21 protein-coding genes are annotated in these 22,163 nt (G+C 32.1%); 16 read left to right on the top strand and 5 right to left on the bottom strand.

Annotated features, from left to right (window positions below):
- Nucleotides 1-78: 78 nt before the first annotated feature.
- Nucleotides 79-1,500, top strand: coding sequence for an arginine-ornithine antiporter (gene arcD / locus ACWJJ7_RS04655; protein WP_462964149.1), 1,422 nt, complete (start codon nucleotides 79-81; stop codon nucleotides 1,498-1,500).
- A 23-nt stretch (nucleotides 1,501-1,523) separates the two neighbouring features.
- Nucleotides 1,524-2,645, top strand: coding sequence for an aminotransferase (locus tag ACWJJ7_RS04650; protein WP_462964148.1), 1,122 nt, complete (start codon nucleotides 1,524-1,526; stop codon nucleotides 2,643-2,645).
- Between the two features lie 124 nt (nucleotides 2,646-2,769).
- On the opposite strand, the gene ACWJJ7_RS04645 is transcribed toward ACWJJ7_RS04650, so the two are convergent.
- The 5 genes from ACWJJ7_RS04645 to ACWJJ7_RS04625 all read right to left on the bottom strand — a co-directional run bounded on the left by ACWJJ7_RS04645 (nucleotide 2,770) and on the right by ACWJJ7_RS04625 (nucleotide 8,302).
- The gene (locus tag ACWJJ7_RS04645) at nucleotides 2,770-3,477 is read right to left on the bottom strand and encodes an MIP/aquaporin family protein (RefSeq protein WP_462964147.1); all 708 of its coding nucleotides are present in this window, start codon (nucleotides 3,475-3,477) and stop codon (nucleotides 2,770-2,772) included.
- Nucleotides 3,478-3,582: 105 nt separating this feature from the next.
- Entirely contained in the window at nucleotides 3,583-5,073 is a 1,491-nt protein-coding gene (gene glpK / locus ACWJJ7_RS04640) for a glycerol kinase GlpK (RefSeq protein ID WP_462964146.1), read from the bottom strand.
- Between the two features lie 142 nt (nucleotides 5,074-5,215).
- Nucleotides 5,216-5,581: a DUF1667 domain-containing protein gene (locus ACWJJ7_RS04635; protein WP_462964145.1), complete on the bottom strand. Its 366-nt coding sequence runs from the start codon at nucleotides 5,579-5,581 to the stop codon at nucleotides 5,216-5,218.
- Nucleotides 5,582-5,587: 6 nt separating this feature from the next.
- Nucleotides 5,588-6,847 carry an NAD(P)/FAD-dependent oxidoreductase gene (locus ACWJJ7_RS04630; RefSeq protein WP_462964144.1) on the bottom strand — a complete coding sequence of 420 codons (1,260 nt, stop codon included), beginning with the start codon at nucleotides 6,845-6,847 and terminating at the stop codon, nucleotides 5,588-5,590.
- 15 nt (nucleotides 6,848-6,862) lie between these two features.
- Nucleotides 6,863-8,302: an FAD-dependent oxidoreductase gene (locus tag ACWJJ7_RS04625; protein ID WP_462964143.1), complete on the bottom strand. Its 1,440-nt coding sequence runs from the start codon at nucleotides 8,300-8,302 to the stop codon at nucleotides 6,863-6,865.
- A 266-nt stretch (nucleotides 8,303-8,568) separates the two neighbouring features.
- On the opposite strand from ACWJJ7_RS04625, the gene ACWJJ7_RS04620 reads away from it, so the two are divergent.
- The 14 genes from ACWJJ7_RS04620 to ACWJJ7_RS04555 all read left to right on the top strand — a co-directional run bounded on the left by ACWJJ7_RS04620 (nucleotide 8,569) and on the right by ACWJJ7_RS04555 (nucleotide 22,061).
- The gene (locus ACWJJ7_RS04620; protein ID WP_462964142.1) at nucleotides 8,569-9,138 is read left to right on the top strand and encodes a glycerol-3-phosphate responsive antiterminator; all 570 of its coding nucleotides are present in this window, start codon (nucleotides 8,569-8,571) and stop codon (nucleotides 9,136-9,138) included.
- Nucleotides 9,139-9,635: 497 nt separating this feature from the next.
- Nucleotides 9,636-10,664 carry a 3-deoxy-7-phosphoheptulonate synthase gene (gene aroF, locus ACWJJ7_RS04615; RefSeq protein ID WP_462964141.1) on the top strand — a complete coding sequence of 343 codons (1,029 nt, stop codon included), beginning with the start codon at nucleotides 9,636-9,638 and terminating at the stop codon, nucleotides 10,662-10,664.
- A 20-nt stretch (nucleotides 10,665-10,684) separates the two neighbouring features.
- Entirely contained in the window at nucleotides 10,685-11,761 is a 1,077-nt protein-coding gene (gene aroB / locus ACWJJ7_RS04610; RefSeq protein WP_462964140.1) for a 3-dehydroquinate synthase, read from the top strand.
- A 26-nt stretch (nucleotides 11,762-11,787) separates the two neighbouring features.
- Complete coding sequence (gene aroA, locus ACWJJ7_RS04605; protein WP_165414341.1) at nucleotides 11,788-13,080, top strand: 3-phosphoshikimate 1-carboxyvinyltransferase; 1,293 nt, start codon at nucleotides 11,788-11,790, stop codon at nucleotides 13,078-13,080.
- Nucleotides 13,061-14,131 carry a chorismate synthase gene (gene aroC, locus ACWJJ7_RS04600; protein ID WP_462964139.1) on the top strand — a complete coding sequence of 357 codons (1,071 nt, stop codon included), beginning with the start codon at nucleotides 13,061-13,063 and terminating at the stop codon, nucleotides 14,129-14,131. The genes aroA and aroC overlap by 20 nt, the downstream gene beginning before the upstream one ends.
- Before the next feature lie 25 nt (nucleotides 14,132-14,156).
- Nucleotides 14,157-15,296 (top strand): prephenate dehydratase, encoded by a 1,140-nt coding sequence (pheA, locus tag ACWJJ7_RS04595; RefSeq protein WP_462964138.1) that lies wholly within the window; start codon nucleotides 14,157-14,159, stop codon nucleotides 15,294-15,296.
- A gap of 40 nt (nucleotides 15,297-15,336) precedes the next feature.
- A complete protein-coding gene (aroE, locus tag ACWJJ7_RS04590; RefSeq protein WP_462964137.1) occupies nucleotides 15,337-16,161 on the top strand; it encodes a shikimate dehydrogenase in 825 nt (274 codons plus the stop codon).
- Between the two features lie 3 nt (nucleotides 16,162-16,164).
- Nucleotides 16,165-16,674 (top strand): shikimate kinase, encoded by a 510-nt coding sequence (locus ACWJJ7_RS04585; protein ID WP_462964136.1) that lies wholly within the window; start codon nucleotides 16,165-16,167, stop codon nucleotides 16,672-16,674.
- 232 nt (nucleotides 16,675-16,906) lie between these two features.
- Complete coding sequence (locus ACWJJ7_RS04580) at nucleotides 16,907-17,299, top strand: bacteriohemerythrin (protein ID WP_165414336.1); 393 nt, start codon at nucleotides 16,907-16,909, stop codon at nucleotides 17,297-17,299.
- 210 nt (nucleotides 17,300-17,509) lie between these two features.
- A complete protein-coding gene (htpG, locus tag ACWJJ7_RS04575) occupies nucleotides 17,510-19,390 on the top strand; it encodes a molecular chaperone HtpG (RefSeq protein WP_462964135.1) in 1,881 nt (626 codons plus the stop codon).
- Between the two features lie 121 nt (nucleotides 19,391-19,511).
- Nucleotides 19,512-20,294, top strand: coding sequence for an HAD family hydrolase (locus ACWJJ7_RS04570; protein ID WP_462964134.1), 783 nt, complete (start codon nucleotides 19,512-19,514; stop codon nucleotides 20,292-20,294).
- A gap of 252 nt (nucleotides 20,295-20,546) precedes the next feature.
- Complete coding sequence (locus ACWJJ7_RS04565; RefSeq protein ID WP_165414333.1) at nucleotides 20,547-21,161, top strand: TetR/AcrR family transcriptional regulator; 615 nt, start codon at nucleotides 20,547-20,549, stop codon at nucleotides 21,159-21,161.
- A gap of 15 nt (nucleotides 21,162-21,176) precedes the next feature.
- Nucleotides 21,177-21,656 (top strand): flavodoxin domain-containing protein, encoded by a 480-nt coding sequence (locus ACWJJ7_RS04560; protein WP_462964133.1) that lies wholly within the window; start codon nucleotides 21,177-21,179, stop codon nucleotides 21,654-21,656.
- A gap of 21 nt (nucleotides 21,657-21,677) precedes the next feature.
- On the top strand, nucleotides 21,678-22,061 hold the full coding sequence (locus tag ACWJJ7_RS04555) for an FMN-binding protein (RefSeq protein ID WP_462964132.1): 384 nt from the start codon (nucleotides 21,678-21,680) through the stop codon (nucleotides 22,059-22,061).
- The last annotated feature ends 102 nt before the right edge of the window (nucleotides 22,062-22,163 follow it).

The following is a 22,163-nucleotide window of genomic DNA, read 5'->3' as shown; positions in this document are numbered from 1 at the left end:
ATTAATTGGTGAGGGCAATATTATTGCTCTCACCAATTTTAAATATGGCTAATACATAAATCAAAAGGAGATTACAAAATGGCTGATAAATCAAAAAAACTAGGTTTGTTTTCACTAACAGCACTAGTTATTACGTCCTCAATAGGTGCTGGAATATTTAGTATATCTAGTGATTTAGCATCTGGTGCTGCTGCAGGACCTGCAATTATTGCATGGATAATTGTTGGTTTTGGTGTTTTAATGTTATCGTTATCTTTTAACAATTTATTATTAAAAAAGCCTGAATTAAATGGTATATTCAGCTATGCAGAAGATGGTTTTGGAAAATTTGGAGGTTTCATTAGTGGATGGGGATACTGGTTATCATCTTGGCTTGGTAATGTAGCTTTTGCTACAATGCTTATGAGTATACTTTCTTACTTCTTTCCTGTCTTTGGAAATGGTAATAATATACCATCAATTATCGGTGCTAGTATTTTTATATGGTTACTTACTTTCATAGTTAATAGAGGAGTTGAGGAAGCCGCTGTTATAAATACACTGGTTACACTATTTAAATTAATACCAATTTTCTTATTCATAGTAATAGGTATTATAGCTTTTAAGGTAGATTTATTTACATATCATTTTTGGGGAAACATATCTACTAATTTTAAACTATCAGATATATTCGTACAAGTTAAAAGTTGTATGATGGTAATGATGTGGGTTTTTGTTGGTATAGAAGGGGCATCTATGTTATCTTCTCGTGCTAATAAAAAATCAGAAGCGGGAAGGGCAACTGTTCTTGGACTAGTAGGATTATTAACTATTTATGTTTTAGCTTCTATGATTCCTTATGGTCTTATGAGTAAAGAGCAACTAGTAAACATACCAACGCCTTCAATGGCTTATATTTTAAAAGATATTGTTGGCCCATGGGGAGCTACCTTCATAAACATAGGTTTAATAATCTCAATTTTAGGCTCATGGTTATCATGGACGATGTTACCAGCTGAAACAACCCTTTTAATGGCTCGTGCAAACTTACTGCCAAAAAAATTTGGTGAAGTAAATAAAGCTGGTGCGCCTACTTTTTCTTTAATTATCACGGCGGCTTTAACTCAATTATTTATTTTCACTTTATTATTTACAGATAAGGCATATCAGTTTGCTTATTCCATGGGTACTGCTGCAATATTAATATGTTATTTATTCGTTGGAATGTATCAATTTAAAATATCTTATATAGACAGACATAAAAAAGGTGAAATAAAACAAATAATCATAGGTTTAATTACAGTGATTTTTGAAATTTGGGGAATTCTAGCTTCAGGACTAAACTATACTCTGCTTTGTCTTTTGGCTTATATTCCTGGAATTGCGTTTTTCGTAATGGCTAGAAAAGAAAATGGTGAAAAAAAATTATTAACGAAAAACCAATTTATATTAACTGCTTTAATTATTAGTGGATCAATATATGTTATTTACCTATTAGCAATAGGTAAAATTACTATCTAAATTATTGAAAAGAGGTCTTTAATATGAAAATTGCAAATTTTGGCGTTGAAGAATGGTTAAATGTTTGGGAAAATGATGCTATCTATGATATAGCAGGAAGCTCAATAGCTTCATTTTCATTAGAAGAAATAATATCTATAGATGGTACAACTCCAGAGGAATTTTTCCGTGGACTATTAAAAACAAAAATGAACTATGGATGGATAGAAGGTTCTCCAGAGTTTAAAAAAGAGGTTAGTAAATTATATAAAAATGTTTCACCTGAAAATATTCTACAAACTAATGGAGCAACTGGCGCAAATTTATTAGCATTATATTCATTAGTTGAACCTAATGACCATGTAATTGCTATGCACCCTAGCTATCAGCAATTATATGAGATTCCAAAGTCTTTTGGTGCTGAAGTGGATTTTTGGGAAATTTATGAAGACAATGATTGGCTACCTAAGTTAGACGAATTAAAAAAATTAATACGTCCAAATACAAAATTAATTTGCTTGAACAATGCAAATAATCCTACGGGAACTATTTTTGATGACGACTTTTTAAAAGAAATAGTTAAGATCGCAGATGCTGTGGGTGCTTACATTTTAGTTGATGAAGTATATAAACCTTTTGATTCTGCTATTTCTGTTTCATCAATAGTAGACTTATATGATAAAGGAATTTCTACAAACAGTCTATCAAAAACATATTCAGTTCCAGGAATACGTGTTGGTTGGATTGCTAGCAATAGTGAATTAGCAGATTCATTTAGAAAGTATCGTGATTACACTATGATTTGCGCAGGTGTTTTTGATGATTATCTAGCTGTTCATGTATTAAAAAATAAAGAATTAGTTTACGATAGAAATAAAAAAATTATACATACGAACTTAGAAATTGTTAAAGAATGGATTAAAAATGAACCTCGTGTTTCATTAGTATTTCCGAAATATGTTTCTACATCATTTATAAAATTAGATATACCGGTTGATATTGAACAATTCTGCATAGATATTTTAAAAGAAAAAGGAGTTCTTTTAGTTCCAGGCAATCGTTTTGATGTTCCGGGGCATGCTAGGTTAGGATACTGTTCGCATTCAGATATATTAATAAGTGGATTAAAAGAGCTATCTGCTTATTTAACAAAGTTTGATAAATAATCTAATCTAAAATAATTTATACTTATAAAGTTAATATATTTTATAAATAAAAAAGTTTACATGGAAGTCATAAGATGAAAATACTTACGGCTTCCATGTAAACTTTTAACGACTACCTGATTTACTAAAATACAGCTACCCAAACTAATGCTGCAAGTACTGCGCCAACTATTGGGGCAAGTACTGGAATCCATGAATACTCCCAATCAGAATCTCCTTTACCGGCTATTGGTAATATTGCATGAGCAATTCTTGGTCCTAAATCTCTTGCTGGATTGATTGCATATCCCGTTGGGCCACCTAAAGAAAGTCCTAAACCCAAAATTAATCCTCCAACAACAAATGTTGGTAATCCTGCAGCTGCTGTAACACCACCTATACCTAATATGACGAAAACCAATACAAATGTTCCGATTACTTCGGTTAAAAAATTTGATGAATACTTTCTAATCGCTGGTCCTGTACAAAATACTGCGAGTTTTCCTGCCTTGTCATCTGTTGCCTTCCAGTGATCTAAGTATGCGAGCCATACTAGTGTAGCTCCAGCCATTGCTCCTAACATTTGAGCTATAACATAACCAGGCACCTGCGCCCAGGGAAATTTTCCAGCAACAGCTAAAGCAATAGTAAGTGCTGGGTTAAAGTGAGCACCACTTATTGCCCCAAAAATGAACGCTGGCAACATAACGGCCATTGCCCAACCAGATGCAATTACAATCCATCCGCTATTTTGAGACTTACTTTTATTTAATACACTGCCTGCAACTACACCGTCTCCTAAAAGAATAAGTATCATAGTACCAAAAAATTCAGCTAATAGTTTTGTTGACATTTTATTTTCCCCCTAATTTTACGATGTTTCTATTAATAGAAATGTAATGTCTTTATATCTCAATACATATCATATCATATCATAACTTTATTTTCTTTATTTTCTTTATTTTGCCCAGTCTCTTGATCTTCCAATAGCTTTATGCCATCCTTTTAAAAGTTCTACTCTCTTTTCTTCTCCCATTTTTGGTTCAAAGGATCTTGATAGTGCCCAATTTTTCGCAATTTCCTCTTGATCTTTCCAATATCCAACTGCCAGGCCTGCTAAATAGGCAGCACCTAAAGCTGTTGTTTCAATTACTTCTGGTCTGTCAACTTGAACATCTAATATATCTGACTGAAACTGCATTAAGAAGTTATTAGCACATGCACCACCATCCACCTTTAATGCTTTAAGTGTAATACCTGAATCTTCTTGCATAGCTTTTAACACATCATTTGTCTGATAAGCTAAGGATTCAAGTGCTGCTCTTATAAAGTGTTCTTTCTTAGTTCCTCGAGTTAAACCAACTATTGTACCTCTTGCATATGGATCCCAATATGGTGCACCAAGTCCAACGAATGCTGGTACCATATATACACCATCGGTATCTTCAACAGCGCAGGCATATTCTTCTGATTCAGGTGCGGTCCTTATCATTCTTAATTCATCTCTTAGCCATTGAATAGTTGCTCCTGCAACGAATACACTGCCTTCAAGAGCGTAGTTAACTTTGCCATTAATGCCGTAAGCTATAGTTGTAAGCAAACCATTGTGGGAATCAACTGCTTTTTCACCAGTGTTCATTAATAAGAAGCAACCAGTACCATAAGTATTTTTTGCCGTTCCAGCTTGATAACAAGTTTGTCCAAATAATGCAGCTTGCTGATCACCGGCTGCACCAGCTATTGCAATTGGAGAACCAAATATTGAATTATCGGTGTATCCATAAACACAGCTTGATGGTTTTACTTCTGCAAGCATTGATTTAGGTATATCTAAAGTACTAAGTATTTCATCGTCCCATTTCAATTCATGAATGTTGTATAGAAGTGTTCTTGAAGCATTTGTATAATCGGTTACATGAACCTTTCCATTTGTTAATTTCCAGATTAACCATGTATCAATAGTACCAAATATTAAATTACCTTTTTCAGCCTCGTCTCTAGCACCAGCGACATTATCAAGTATCCATTTAACCTTTGTTCCAGAAAAATAAGCATCGAGTATAAGGCCCGTTTTGTCGCGCACTACTTTATCAAAGCCTATAGTCTTTAATTCATCACACATACCAGCTGTTCTTCTACATTGCCAAACAATGGCATTGTATACAGGAACTCCAGTATTTTTATTCCAAACTACTGTAGTTTCTCTTTGATTAGTAATACCAATAGCAGAGATATCTTTTGCTGTTATACCAATTTTAGCCATAGCTTCTTGTGCCATACCTAATTGAGTAGCCCAAATTTCCATAGGATCATGCTCAACCCAACCTGGGCTCGGAAATATTTGAGTAAATTCCTTTTGGGCTACGCTTGCAATAAGTCCTTCTTTATTAAATAAAATGCAGCGTGAACTTGTTGTTCCTTGGTCTAGTGACATTACATACTTAGACATAATTTGTACACTCCTTTTTCGATTTATTAGTAATCGTTTACTTGATAATTTATGGAAACACGATATTAAATAATATAATATCGTGAATTCTTTTTATTTAGTTGTTCTAACTTAATAAGATTATATTCTTAACTTATTAAGATTATATCACTTTAACATTCTTAGTTGCTATAATATTTACTCCTGTGTTAAGTACATTTTTGAGTACCACATCGCCTATATAAATAGGTGCTTTTATTGTAATATTTTTTAACGCTCTTACGCAGTCATAAATCATATCCTTTGGAATATCTTTCTCAGTTTTCACAGGAAGTATTGAATTTTCTCCACCTGAAACTAAAACAGAGGAGGTAACAACTCTTGTTGGATTAGTGCATTCTTTCTTGCCGTAGGTTTCACCAATCTTACAGGTATTTCCTTTAACACTAATAACTTCTTTGCCCTCAAGCTCTACTATAAGAGCACAGCCTACTGGACAGCCTATGCATGTTAATTCCCTTGTACTCATAGTTAACTACTCCTTTTCTACTTTTATGGTAATCTTAGTGCAATCACTATATTTATCAAAAACTGCTTTAGTTAATTTAACACTTTCCATTTCACCTGGTGTAAGAATCTTCTTCTTTAAATGCATTTCGCGGACATCATCAAAATAAACAGATATATAAGCAGCTTTATGGACCTCGCCAACCCTAAATCTAACATCTATTATGTTACCGATATTTTCAGGATTGATAGTACTTGGTACTGTATACCTAACTCCATCTGTTGCGAAAACCTCGATACTCTTTCCGGCATGGTAAATTCCTTTTATATAATCAGAAGCATTTCTACCAGCAGTGTAGCTTTCAGTGGTTACATTATCTACTAAATCATGAACGTGAAGCACATTGCCACAGGTAAATATTCCAGAAATGCTCGTCTGCATGCTTTCATCTACCTCAGGGCCCCCAGTAACTCTAGAAAGTTTAACATTTGCTTTTCTAGAAAGTTCATTTTCGGGTAGAAGGCCAACAGATAAGAGCAATGTATCACAAGCAATATACTCATCAGTACCCTTAATCGGCTTTCTGTGGTCATCAACTTGAGCTATAGTAACGCCTTCGAGTCTATCATTCCCATGTATATTTGTTATAGTGTGGCTTAGTTTTAAAGGAATATTAAAATCATCTAAGCATTGTACAATATTTCTCTTAAGTCCACTTGAATGAGGCATTAGTTCTACACAAGCCTTTACATTTGCACCTTCGAGGGTCATTCGTCTTGCCATTATAAGTCCGATATCTCCAGAACCAAGTATTACTACTTCTTTTCCTGGCATTAGACCCTCAACATTAACATATTTTTGAGCTGTTCCAGCTGTATAAATACCTGCGCATCTTGCACCTGGTATGTTTAAAGCTCCTCTTGGTCTTTCTCTGCATCCCATTGCAAGTATAATTGCTTTTGCCTGGAGCTCCAAGATACCATCTTTTGTATTTACAGCAGTAACTTGTTTATTATTATTTACATCTAGAACCATGGTATTTAGCTTATACTCGATATCAAGTGCAATAACCTTGTCAATAAATCGTTGTGAATACTCAGGACCAGTAAGCTCTTCTTTAAAGGTGTGAAGGCCGAAACCATTATGAATACATTGATTGAGAATACCACCTAATTGATTATCTCTTTCTATAATTAAAATGCTGTTTATTCCTTGATCCTTTGCAGAAACTGCAGCTGCAAGTCCTGCTGGACCTCCACCAATTATGATTAAATCATATTCTTGCATATATATTCCTCCAATTTATAAATATTGTTTATTTTTTCCGGTGAGCAGTATAGAATTTTCGCCTGATTTTGTAATGGCGCATCGTGGTATATTAAGTTCTCTTGAAAGAATATCTACAACTTTTGTTGCACAAAAGCCCGATTGGCATCTCCCCATTCCAGCTCTTGTCCTTCTTTTAACTCCATCAAGTGTTTTTGCTCCAAGAGGTCTTCTTATAGAATCTATAATTTCACCTTCTGTTACAGTTTCACACCTACAAATAATTGTTCCATATTCAGGTATTTCATTGATTATTTCTTTTCGCTCATCGTTTGACATTTCTCTAAACTTTCTTATACCTTTTCTTATAGGGTTGAATTTCACATTTTTCTTTGGTGCTAATTTTTCTGTTACTATATCAGCTACCATTACAGCAATACTTGGAGCACTAGTTAAACCTGGAGAATCAATTGCTGCTACATTAATAAAGTTCTTAGCGTCTTCTGCTTCCTCAATTATAAAATCATTTCCCGCGCATTTTGCTCTATTCCCTGCAAAAGAAGTTATAACCATATTCATAGGAAGTGGCATTTGAATACTTAATTGAGCATTTAAAACGATATCATCGATGCCTTCGCGAGTTGTACGAAGATCAGTTTTGTTATCTTGATCTACAGCATTAGGTCCAATCAGAAGATTACCATCAACAGTAGGGGTAACTAAAACTCCTTTTCCAAGTTTAGTTGGAAGTTGAAAAATAGTTTTTGTAACTAAATCTCCGCAAGCTTTATCAAATAAGACATATTCGCCTAGCTTGGGAAGTATTTTAAATTTGTTATTGCTTACCATATTATTAATTTCATCTGAAAATAAACCGGCTGCATTTATTATTACTTTTGTTTCAATGTCGCCTTTATTAGTTTTTATAACGTAATTACTTGGTTTTTTTTCTATATTAAGGACCTCAGTTTCAAATTGAAATTCCACACCATTGGTGTATGCGTTTTCAGCCATAGCGATAGTCATTTCATATGGGCAAACAATTCCTCCTGTTGGAGCATATAATGCACCGACACAGCTCAGTGTTACATTAGGTTCCATTTCTCTAACTTGATCTCCATCAAGAATAACTAAATCAGGCACTCCATTTTTTTCACCTTGTTCTAGTAATTTTTTAAGATCATCCATGTGTTTCTTGTCAAAGCACAAAACCAATGATCCATTCCTCTTAAATGGGAAATCTAATTCCTTTGCAAGCTTTGTATACATTTCATTACCTTTTGCGTTTAATTTTCCCTTAATAGTACTTGGATTAGCATCATACCCTGCATGTACAATCGCGCTGTTTGCTTTTGTTGTACCAGAAGCAATATCACTAGATTTTTCAATTACACATGTTTTTAAATTATACTTGGATAGTTCTCTTGATACTGAGCATCCCACAATACCAGCACCAATAATAGTTACGTCAAACATCATTTTACCTCCTAAATGCAAATAAAAAGAGAACCTTGATTAATAGGTATAAAATACCCATACATCAAGGCTCTCTTTTCTCCGCCTTTACTTATTTAAATACATAGTAACATAATAATTAAATAAGTACAAGTACCAATTAGAAAATTCATAAATTTCAAATAACAATATAATAATATAAATTTGCTTGAATGGAAAATAAGACTGTGATAAAATAAAAATAATTATATCATATAAACTCAAATAAATTTTTGGAGGCCATATTATTGGAAAACCTAGAACAATTATTAATAGAAAACCCGGTTATTGCAGCCATAAGAAATGAGCAGGATTTAGAAAAAGTAATTCTTAGCAATGTTCTTATTGTGTTTGTCTTATATGGAAGCATAATAAATCTAAAAAAAATATGTGAGGATCTTAAAAATGCGGGCAAAGTAGTATTTGTTCATGTGGATTTAATTGAAGGATTAAAGGCAGATTATACAGGGCTGCTTTTTCTAAAACAATGTGCAGAACCCTATGGAATTATAACTACAAGGGCAACCAATATAAAAAATGGAAAAAAACTAGGATTCTGCGCTATACAGAGGATATTTGCAGTAGATTCTTTGGCTTTAGAAACAGGAATAAGAAACATACAATCTGTATTTCCAGATGCTGTAGAGGTTATGCCTGGAGTTGCAAGTAAGATTATTAAAAATATAGGAAATGCAGTGAGAGTACCAATTATCGCAGGGGGATTGATTCAAAGCAAGAAGGATATAATGGAATCAATTAGCGCAGGAGCAATGGCTATTTCAACGTCAAAACAAGAATTATGGATTTTATCTGAGTAATAGTAAAGAGAAAATTTTTTATAGGAACATAAGTTGGTAATTAGTTATCAACTTATGTTCCTATAATTTTTGAGTAATAGACCATTGACAAATATGTTAACATGTTATATCATTTAAACATTAAAGAATTTACAGGTATTAATTTAAACTTTTGAGAGGTGTTATTTTATGAAAAATATCATTATTAAGGAAATTAATAAAAAAGTATATTTTTATTTTAGCTGGGGCTATCGTTATTTTAGCGTTAGTTACTTTTTGTGCCAAAAAAAATATATGGTTTTTTTTAATAATGAGTTTAGTAATAAAACTATGATACCAGCGTATACTGATTTATAGAAAGTAAACTAAGTCTGTACGCAAGGAGGACTCATTATAAGGGTCCTTCTTTTTTTTTAGGGAAGACCCATTATAAGGGGTCTTCCTTTTTTTATAATCATTTATAAGTTAAATGATTTATTAAGACTAAGTTCAAAATAATATTTTAGGAGGAATTTTAAATGGTAATCGTAATGAAATCAAATGCAAAACAAGATCAGATTATGAATATTAAGAAAAAGATTGAGGGGTTAGGTTGTGCCGTCTTTCTTACACTGGGAGAGAATTGTTGTATTTTAGGAATTGTTGGAGACACAAGTGTAATAAACGCAGGTCAGATTGAAGCAGAGGAATGTGTTGATAATGTTATGAGAGTTCAAGCTCCTTACAAAAGAGCTAATAGACTTTTTCATCCTGATGATTCATTAATAAAGGTAGAAAACAGAACAATAGGTGGAAAAGAACTAGCGATAATTGCAGGGCCTTGCGCTGTTGAAAGTGAAGAGCAATTGATAACTATTGCAAAAGATGTAAAAATAGCAGGAGCTAATTTTCTAAGAGGAGGTGCTTACAAGCCAAGAACTTCTCCATACAGTTTCCAAGGAATGGAGGAAGAAGGTCTAAAGATATTATTAGAAGCAAAAAAAATAACGGGGCTTCCAATAGTAACTGAAGTTATGAGTGTTGAATTAGTTGAGAAAATATCGCAATATGCTGATGTGCTTCAAATTGGAGCTAGAAATATGCAAAATTTCGATCTTTTAAAGGAAGTAGGGAGATGTAATAAGACAATACTTTTAAAGAGAGGTATGAGTGCAACAATTGAAGAACTGCTTATGTCTGCGGAGTACATAATGTCTGAAGGAAATCAAAATGTAGTTTTATGTGAAAGAGGAATTAGAACCTTTGAAACGTTCACAAGAAACACCTTAGATTTAAGTGCAATTCCAGTGCTTAAGAGGCTTAGTCACTTGCCAGTTATAGTGGATCCAAGTCATGCCGCTGGTAAATGGTGGTTAGTAGAGTCACTTGCAAAAGCAGCTATAGCAGTTGGAGCAGATGGCCTTGAAATTGAGGTTCATAACGATCCTACTAATGCATTGAGTGATGGACAACAATCATTATTACCAGAGAAATTTGAGGCTCTTGTAAATTCCTTAAGAGCAGTTGCAAAAACACAAAATAGAATAATTTTAGGATGCAACGAATAAGAGAAAGGAGATAGGCCAAGGTGTATAGTATAGAAGTTAAAGCTTCTAGCGGAAGTTATCCAATATACATTAAGAATGGATTACTAGGGGAAATTGGAGCAGAAGTTAAGAAGATATATAAAGGAAGAAAAATAGCTGTAGTAACAGATTCTAATGTTAATGAATTCTATGGGCAACAGGTCATTAGCTCATTAAAAGGGTCGGGATTTGAAACTTTTAAAATTGTTGTAAAAGCTGGTGAAGAAAGCAAGTCATTTGAAACTCTTTTAGAGGTGTATGACAAACTTTTAGATTTTAAGATAAACAGAGGAGATATTATAGTTGCCTTAGGTGGTGGAGTTGTGGGAGATATGACTGGTTTTGCAGCCGCAACTTTTTTAAGAGGGATTCCACTCATACAAATTCCAACTACACTACTTTCACAGGTAGATAGTAGCGTAGGTGGTAAGGTTGCAGTAGACCTTCCTCGTGGAAAGAACCTTGTTGGAAGCTTTTATAGCCCTAAAGCAGTTTTTATTGATCCATTACTGCTTGGAACACTTAATGACAGGTTTTTAAGTGATGGAATGGGTGAAGTTATAAAATATGGAGCAATAAAAGATAGTGAGCTATTTTATACATTAATGAATTGTGAAAACAAAGAAGCCCTTTTAAAAGAGATAGATAAAATCATTTATACTTGCCTTAGTATTAAGGCCGCTATTGTTGAAGATGATGAGAAGGATACTTGCGGTAGAATGTTATTAAACTATGGTCATACCATCGGTCACGCAATTGAGCAATTCTTTAATTTTGAAGTGTACTCCCATGGAGAAGCAGTGGCGATGGGAATGTATTCTATAACAAAACTAGGAGAAGAGCTAGGAGTGACTAAAACTGGAACAGCAAGTGCTATAAAAGAGATTTTAATTAAGTATAATTTGCCTTGGATGTTGCCTGAAATAAAAAGTGAAGATATAATTGAGACTATTAGTCATGATAAGAAAAATATTGGAGAATCTATGAATTTCATATTAATAGAATCCATCGGTAATAGTTTTATTGAAAAAATTAATGAAGCTAAGATAAAGGGCTATCTGCAAAAAATTCTTGAATAAACTATATTGAATTGAGGTGTTTAGTGATGAAGTCAGTTATGATCCAACCTTTTTCTTTAAATGGAAAAGTCAAAATTCCGCCTTCAAAATCCCTATCTCATAGAGCAGTTATAGCCGCAGGATTAAGTGGCGGTGAATGTGAGATTGATAATATTAGTATGTCTGAGGATATAATAGCTACTTGTGAAATAATGGAGAAACTTGGAGTTAAGATTAGGCAATTCCCAAACAATCTTGTGGTATGTGGAAAAGGTAAGATTCAGATTGCATGCGGTGGAACTTTGGGAAGTGAGCTACAATGCAATGAAAGTGGATCAACACTACGGTTTTTAATTCCTATAGCCATGCTAACTGGAGAAAAAATAATTTTTAAAGGAAAGTCTAAACTAGTACAAAGAACACTTAAACCTTATTATGAAATTTTTGATAAGCAGAATATAAAGTACACAACTAACAATGGTTGTCTTCCTTTAACCATAGACGGGACCCTTAAACCTGGAATTTTTGAACTTAGAGGAGATGTAAGCTCTCAGTTTATTACTGGTCTTATTTATGCACTGCCTCTATTAAATGGAGATTCAACGATTAAAATTACTAGGTCAATAGAATCTATCGGGTACATAGATTTAACTTTAGATGTATTAGATAAATTTGGGATAAAGGTAGAAAATAATAATTATAGAGAATTTAAAATAAAAGGAAATCAACACTTCGTGAAAAGAGATTATAGAATTGAAGGCGATTTTTCTCAAGCTGCATTTTACCTTGCCGCTGGTGTTTTAGGTGGAGAAATTGAATGCATTGATTTAAATATGGAATCACTTCAAGGGGACAGAGTAATATTGGACATAATTAAAAAAATGGGCGGAAAGATTACTATTGAAGATGGTATTATAAGTGCTTCAAAATCAGATTTAAAAGGCACCGTTATTGATGCATCACAATGCCCTGACCTTGTACCAATAGCTGCGGTGCTTGGCGCTTTAAGCGATGGCACAACAGAAATCATTAATGCTGCTAGAGTTAGAATAAAAGAATCTGATAGATTAAAAGCTATAGCAACAGAGCTAAATAAAATTGGAGCAGAGGTTATTGAAAGAGAGGATTCACTTCTAATTCATGGTAAACCATGGCTAAAGGGCGGAATTGTAAACAGTTGGAATGATCATAGGATAGCTATGGCTATGGCAATTGCTTCAATTAGATGCACGCAGAAGCTCACAATCGAGGATAGTGGGGCAGTGAAAAAATCCTATCCAGAGTTTTATGATGATTTTAAGAGGTTAGGAGGAAAAGTTAATGAGCGGACAATGGGGTAAAAAAGTAAAGTATTCTATCTTTGGAGAATCTCATGGAAGAGGGATAGGAATAATTATTGATGGATTACCGCCAGGTATAAAGCTTGATATGGATTTTATTAATAGTGAAATGCAAAGACGCGCTCCAGGACGCGATGAATTTTCAACTAAAAGAAAAGAAGGAGATAAATTTGAAATACTAAGTGGATATTTTAATGGATATACCACAGGGACACCTCTTTGCAGCGTTATTTTTAATGAAAATCAAAATTCGAAGGATTATGATAAGTTAAAGGATTTAGCGAGACCGGGTCATGCAGATTTCACAGGAAAGGTTAAATATTCAGGCTTTAACGATTATAGAGGTGGAGGTCATTTCTCAGGAAGAATTACAGCACCACTTGTTTTTGCAGGTGCTGTTGCGAAACAAATACTTGCAGGTAAGGGAATCGAAATAGGAAGTCACGTTTTAAGTATTGGGAATGTGTTTGATAGTTATTTTGATGGTGTTAATTTAAAGAAACATATATTAGCAGATATTCTAAAGAAAGATTTCCCTGTACTTGATGATCCAAAGGGAAAAGAAATGAAGAACATTATATTAAAGGCGAAGGACGAAACAGATTCGGTTGGAGGTATAATTGAAGCTACTATATTAAATGTGCATTGTGGACTGGGGGAACCATTCTTTGATTCTATAGAGAGTAATTTAGCTCAATTACTATTTTCTGTGCCTGCAGTTAAGGGTGTAGAATTTGGAATGGGATTTGAAATAACAAAACTTCGGGGAGGCGTAGCAAATGATGTACCTTACATGAAAAATGGTAGTGTTGCGACGAAAACTAACAATAATGGTGGAATTAATGGGGGTATTTCTAATGGAATGCCTATAGTTTTTAGAGTAGCAATGAAACCAACACCTTCTATTGCAAAACCTCAAGATACCATTGATATGGTGACTTGTGAAAATTCAGAAGTATCTGTTACAGGCAGGCATGACCCTTGCATAGTCTTGCGAGCACTACCAGTAATTGAAGCTTGCGCTGCAATGAGTATTTTAGATTTTATTTAAGTATATTTCAGAAGGATGTGTTTTAATGAGTAAATTAGATAATTTTGATATAGATAATTTAAGAAATGAAATTGATAAAATTGACTCTAGCCTTGTTTCGTTATTTGAAAATCGTATGGAAGTAGTTTTAAAGATAGCTGAATATAAAAAAAATAATCATATGGAAGTTTTAAATAAGGCTAGAGAAGAAATAGTTATAAAGAAGAATTTAGACTTAGTTAAAAATCAAAATTTGTTTTTAGAGGTAGAAGAATTTTTAAAATCCGTTATGGAAATAAGTAGAGGGTTTCAAAACAAAAATTTAAACAGTGATGGAGCTTTGGCTACTGATAAAAAGCAAACTGTTGGGTTTTATGGCGTAACAGGTTCCTTTAGCGAACAAGCTTTAAAGGTATATTTCGGTAAAAATGTGCATGCAAAAGCAATAAGCGAGTTTGAAGATATATTTTTGCAATTGAAATATGGGAAAATAAGTTATGCCGTTATCCCTATAGAAAATTCTTCCACAGGGGCAATATCTGAGGTTTATGACCTTCTAAATAAATATAATTTTTATATAACAGGGGAAAAATATCTTAAAATAAGTCAAAACTTAATGGGAATTAGAGGCTCAACATTAGATGATATCAAAGAGGTTTATTCTCACCCTCAGGGATTAGAGCAAAGTATGGAATTTTTAAAAGGCTACAAGCAGTGGAGGTTAGTTCCTTATAACAGTACTGCAAAAAGTGCGCAGTTAGTTAAAGATAGACAGGATAAAACCTTGGCAGCCATAGCTAGCACTAAGGCAGCAGAAATATACAATCTTGAGATTTTGCAGAAAAATGTAAATTCAGATGCAACAAATATGACTAGGTTTGTTGTTATTGGCAAAGAGATGGAGTCAACTAGCGAAAGCAATAAAACAAGCTTAGTTTTATCTACTACCCACAAGGCGGGTTCACTCTATCATGTTTTAGAGCATTTTGCAGAAAACGATATAAATCTTTTAAAAATTGAATCTAGACCAATAAAGGATAAACCATGGGAATATTTCTTTTACATAGATTTCCAGGGGGGTATAGATGAAGATAAAATTATATCTTCAATTAAGTTAATTAAAAAGAATAGTCGTTATTTTAAGATATTGGGCAGTTATAAAAGTGGAATGCTTGATATTGAATAAATTATGTTAGTAACTTTTATTTAAGAAATGAGGGAGAGTTATGTCAGAGTTATATGGTTTACTTGGAGAAAAACTAGCACATAGTGTTTCTCCACAAATACATTCAAGGGTATTTAATAAATTGAATATGAAGGGTTACTATCATCTCTTCGAATTTAAAAGCAAAGATCTTAAAGCAGCAATGGCTGGGTTTAATGTTATTAAACCCAGAGGTATTAATGTAACTATTCCTTATAAAATTAAAGTTATGGAATTTCTTGATGAGGTTAGCATAGAAGCAAAAGCGATAGGAGCTGTAAACACCCTAAAGTTTGAGGAAAACAAAACTATTGGATACAATACGGATTACTTTGGAATTGGAATGCTTTTCAATAAGTATGATATTGAGGTGAAAAACAAAAAAGCAACAATACTTGGTAATGGTGGAGTAGCAGTTACTATGGCTACGTATTTATTAAATAAGGGAATAACTGAAATTACTGTAGTTACAAGGGATATACCAAGGCTTAAGGAAAACAGCAAATTTAGCGATTGTAAATTGATTTCTTATAATGAAATTCAAGGACTTAAAGAGTCAGATATAGTGGTAAACTGTACACCACTTGGAATGTATCCTAATTTGGACAATTCCCCAATTGAAAAGAAACATATCGGTAAATTTGGAACCGCTGTGGATATGATCTACAATCCTAAGAAAACTCTATTTCTAAATTATGCGAAGGAGACGGGGTTAAAAGCAGTTAATGGTCTTTATATGCTAGTTGGTCAGGCAATTGCTGCCCAGGAAATCTGGAATGATATTAAAATTCCAAAGATTATAATTGATGAAATTTATGATGAACTAGAAAAGGGAGTAGAAAATTAGAAGATGAAAAATATAGTTTTAATTGGAATGCCCGGTTGTGGTAAAAGTGTTATTGGAGAAATGATTGCAGAAAAGATAGAAATGGCATTTATAGACATAGATACATATATTGAAGCTAGTACAAAGCTTACTATTACTGAAATATTTAAAAATGGTGAGGCTGGATTTAGAGACATAGAAGCTATAGCAGTTGAGGAGTTATCTAAAAAAGATTCCGTAATTATTTCAACTGGTGGTGGAGTGATTAAAAGACATGAAAATATTTTAAATCTAAAGAAAAATGGAATTATAATTTACATCAACCGTCCTATTGAGCTAATAGCTACAGGTATAGAGACTGAGGTTCGTCCATTACTTGCAAAGGATCCATCTAAGATTTACACATTGTTTGAGGAACGAGGGCAATTTTATAAAAAATATTGTGACCATGAGGTCATGAATATTAGAGAAATTGACGATGTAGTAAACAATATTATAGAAATATATACAAATGAGATGTCGCTAACCAAATAATTTAACACAGAATAAAAGCTGTTGATTACTCAACAGTTTATTTATTCAGCCTATATTAGTTAATTAGCCACAAAAAAATAAAAAAAGTATTTTATCATTTAGAATTGGATAATATGGAAATTATTATTGTGAAATGAATTCAAATAAAGTAATATAGATATATAAGATTAAATTCAAAACAACAAATTATCTATATTTAAAATGGAGAGTCAAATTAGGAGGAAATTAATAAATGTTTGAGATGAAAGAAAAATATAAAACGGGTATTGAGCATATCGATGTAGAACATGAAAAACTTTTTGAAATAGGAGAAAGAGCTTATCAGTTACTGAAAGATAAATATGATACGGATAAATATGATAAAATAGTTGGAGTAATTGAAGAATTAAAAGAGTATACAGTTTATCATTTTAACGATGAAGAGGAATATATGATGAGTATAAATTATAAAAGATTATTTACCCAAAAAATCGACCATGCATTTTTTATTAAAAAAATAGAGGAGGTAAATTTAAATAAAATTGATGAAAACCAAGATGAAGCTATAATGGGAATATTAACTTTTTTAAATGATTGGCTCATTAATCATATATTAGAGAAAGACTTACTTATACCACAAAAATAAGATTTCTTTTTAATAAACCATTATAAGTACAAATGAACAGAATACTAGATGCAGCAAGTTAGATAATAATATAATATGTATAACAATACATTATGTACATTGACAAATTATAAAAAAAGGTGTATTTTATAACTAACATTAGCACTCGATAACATAGAGTGCTAACAAAATAAAAAATAAGAATAGTTGGTACGAAAGGGGAAATTTTAATTGGAAAAAAAGCAGTTTAAAACGGAGTCTAAGAGAATTCTAGATATGATGGTAAATTCCATATATACTCATAGGGATATTTTTTTAAGAGAACTTATCTCTAATGCTAGTGATGCTATTGATAAAATTTATTATAAGACACTAGCAGATAATTCATTGACTTTTGATAAAGATAACTATTACATTACAATAGCCAGTGATAAGTTAACCAGAACAGTAAAAATTTCTGATACAGGAATTGGAATGACAGAAGCTGAACTTAGTGATAACCTAGGAGTTATAGCTAAAAGTGGCTCTTTAGCATTCAAAAAAGAAAATGAAATAAAAGATGGGTATGACATAATTGGACAATTTGGAGTGGGATTTTATTCTGCATTTATGGTAGCAGATAATATTACTGTTATAAGTAGAGTTTTTGGTAGTGATAAAGCTTACAAGTGGGAATCTAATGGTGCAGAGGGTTATACTATAGAAACTTGCGTAAAAGATACTGTTGGAACAGAAATTACACTTAAAATAAAAGAGAATACAGAAGATAATAATTTTGATGAATATCTTGATGAAAACTCACTAAAATCTATTATAAAGAAATACTCGGATTTTATTAGGTACCCAATTAAAATGGATATAAGTCAGTCAAGACTCAAAGAAGGTAGTGAAACAGAGTACGAGGACTTTGTTGAGGAAAAGACTGTAAACAGTATGGTTCCTATATGGAGAAAAAACAAAAGTGAACTTACTGATGAAGATTATAACAATTTCTACGCTGAAAAGCACTATGGATTTGATAAACCAGCAAGGCACATTCATATTAGTGTTGATGGTGTTGTAAGTTATAATTCAATTTTGTATATTCCAGAAAAAACGCCTTATGATTTCTATACAAAAGAATATGAAAAAGGCTTAGAATTATATTCAAGTGGCGTTTTAATTATGGATAAGTGTGCAGATTTATTGCCTGACTATTTTAGTTTTGTAAAAGGAATAGTTGATTCAGAAGACTTGTCACTTAATATATCTAGAGAAGTACTGCAACATGATAGACAACTTAAACTTATAGCTAAAAACATTAAAACTAAAATTAAAAATGAGTTAGATGGTTTACTTAAAAACGAAAGAGAAAAATATGAAGAATTCTATAAAGCATTTGGAAGACAATTGAAGTATGGCATTTATAGCGATTTTGGAAGTAATAAAGATGTTTTGCAAGACTTATTGTTGTTTTATTCATCAAAGGAGAAAAAGAATGTTACTTTAGATGAATATGTTTCTAGAATGCCAGAAGATCAAAAATATATTTATTATGCTTCTGGAGAATCAAACGCGCGAATCGAAAAATTACCACAAATTGAAATGGTATCAGATAAAGGATTCGAAATTTTATATTTCACGGATGAGGTAGACGAATTCGCTGTGAAAATGATAATGAAGTACAAAGAAAAGGAGTTTAAATCTGTATCAAGTGGTGACTTAGGTATAGAAGTAGATGAAAAAGAAAATCCTTCTAGCACTGATGAAAAAGACAATAAAGAATTATTTGAACATATGAAAAGTATTTTAGCAGGTAGAGTTAAGGATGTTAGGGCATCAAAAAGACTTAAGAACTACCCAGTATGTTTATCAAATGATGGTGACCTTACAATAGAAATGGAAAAAACATTAAATTCTATGCCTAACAATGAAAACATAAAAGCAGATAAGGTTTTAGAAATAAATATAAATAATGATATGTTTAAAGTACTTAAAGAGTCTTTCGATAAAGATAAAGTTAAGTTAGATTTATACACCAATATATTATATAATCAGGCACTACTTATTGAAGGATTACCGATTAATGATCCGGTAGAATTCACAAACAATATATGCAAAGTGATGATATAATGAAAATACGCTTTTAATGAAAATTTAAGCATATTTATGAGCTATAAATGGACATTAGTTCGTTTATAGCTCATTTTTACTATTAAAGAATAATTTGAATATTACAAAGGAGGAAGAGCTTATGGTAAAACTCATCGCAACAGATATGGATGGCACCTTATTAAATGACAATGGAAATATAAATGAAAAAATATTTGATTTAATACATGCGTTTAATGATAAGGATATAAAATTTGCAGCAGCGAGTGGCAGATTTTATTCTCAACTGAGCAAAAATTTTGAAAAGGTCAATACTGATATGATATTTATTGCTCATAATGGAGCTCTTGTTAAGTATAATAACAAGGGTAAGACGTTGTATTCCAACAGTATTGATAAAAAAGAAATAGAGTCTGTGGTGAATTTACATCCAAATCTAGGAGAAGAATTATTTTTAGCTGGAGAAAATGAGGCATATATAGTAAATCCATCAGAAGATATGTTGAATAACTTTACATCTTTTGAAGTGCCTGTGGTAATATTAAAATCTATTAACGAAATAAAAAATCCTATTTATAAGATTACTTATTATATGACTGATGGAGTTAAACCATCTATAGTGGATTATATAAAGGGAAATTTGAGTGATAAGCTTGAATTTGTTGTATCCGGGGACAAATGGATAGATATAATGAATAAAGGTATAAGCAAAGGAAAGGCCATAAATATGATTCAAGAAAAATTTAAAATAAACCAAAAGAACACAATGGTTTTTGGGGATTATTATAATGATTTGACCATGTTTAAAGCAGCGCATTATAGTTATGCAATGAAGAATGCTCCAGAAGATGTGAAAAAACATGCTAACTTTATTGCAGGAAGCAATAATGAAGATGGGGTGTACAATGTAATAGCTTCTTTGTAGAAATAAATGCTTTTTATACAATTAGGTAATGAATTTAAAACAAAGTATAGCCTTTCCTAATAATGGGAGAGGCTATTTTTGGCTGATTCTGTAGGTTATTCGTTGAAGTTCTACAAACATCTTTGGATCGTCATTACGCAAAAATTATATGTTTCAATCTATTTACTTGTAATCAAGACAATGGTAAAATTATATTAAACGCTGTTTAATATAATTACAGTGATTAATAAAACATTAATTATTGGAGGGGTTATGGGAATAACAGAAAGAAGACAATTAGAAAAGGAGATCATAAGAAAAAAAATAATAGATGCCACAAATGATATATTAGTGGAAGAAGGCTATGAAAATTTATCTATTCGTAAGATTGCTAGTAGAATTGAGTATTCTCCAGGGATTATTTATCACTATTTTAAGGATAAGGCTGAAATAGTATCTTTTGTTGTAGCGGAAGGGTATGGAAACATATTAAAAATTATAAGTGAGATTCCTATAGATACTGAAAACCCAGATAAGACAATAGTAAATGGGATGAGGTCTTATATTGAACTTATGCTAGAAAATCCACAGCAATTTAGGGTTGTTTTAATGAATGATATTGAAACTATACAAGAGAAAGTAAATATGCTGCAGGAAGGTATTTCAAAGGAAAGAAAAAGTATACAAGGGCTTTGTAAGTTAGTAGAATTGGCGATTAAAAAAAACATTTTCAGAAAAATGGATATTGAACTTACTGCACAAATAATATGGACATCGACTCATGGTCTTGTTTCTAGATTAATATTAGAAAAAAATATTACTAAGCAACAAAAAGAGAGACTTATAAATCATCATTTTGAAATTCTTATTAATGGATTATTAAAATAAGGGGGAGATGCAAGTATGAAAACAGTTATTATTTATGCATCTAAACATGGTTGCACAGAAAAATGTAGCAATCTTTTAAAGGATAAGCTACATGGTGAAGTGAAAATTGTAGACATAAAAAAGGAAAGTATGCCGGAAATAATTTTGTTTGATAACATTATTATCGGCGGGTCAATCTACATGGGAAGAATTCAAAAGGAAGTAAATGCGTTTTGTTTAAAAAATATCAGTGCATTAAAAAAGAAGAAACTTGGATTTTTTATTTGTTGTATGAGTGAAAATGAGATTGCAGAAAAACAGATACACACATCTTTTCCCGAAGAATTGTTAACAGATGCAATTGCAACACAATACTTCGGAGGAGAGTTCATATTTAAAAAAATGAATGTCCTTGAAAGATTTATTATTAAGAAGATTAGTAAAACTAATAAGGATACATCAACGCTTTCGCAAGAAAATATTAATAAATTTGCACAGTTAATAAACAATGGTTAAGTTGAGGGATGGTGGAATTAAATGAAGAAAATTTTAAAAGTTACAGTATCTATATCCATTCTCCTATTTTTAATTGCTATAGTCGGAGTGCTTTTTATTACTCGTGGACTCGAATCGGGCATCAATCTAGTCGTTAATGATGTGAATTTGTCATCATTAAGTGATGGAGTGTACAATGGGAAATATAATGCTGGAAGATGGTCTAATGAGATGAATATAACAATTAAAGAACATAAAATTATTAAAATAGATGTGGTGAAGGATGTTCTTTTCTCAAAACCAGAGGTTACGGAAGCCCTGCTAAGTAAGGTTCTAGAAAAACAAAATACTAATGTAGATGTTATTTCAGGGGCAACAGTAACTTCAAAAGCATATTTAAAGGCTATTGAAAATTCATTAAAGTAATAAAACAACAGACATGCACAGAATATGTTTAATAACATTTATATCTAAAGTGAATACATTTTTTTTAGGTGGCTGTAGAAATCAATACTTTTTTATACAATT

This window comes from Clostridium sp. CM042 (assembly GCF_055080995.1).
The sequence above is the reverse complement of the archived record's forward strand: the minus strand, read 5'-3'. Positions and strand labels throughout refer to the sequence as shown.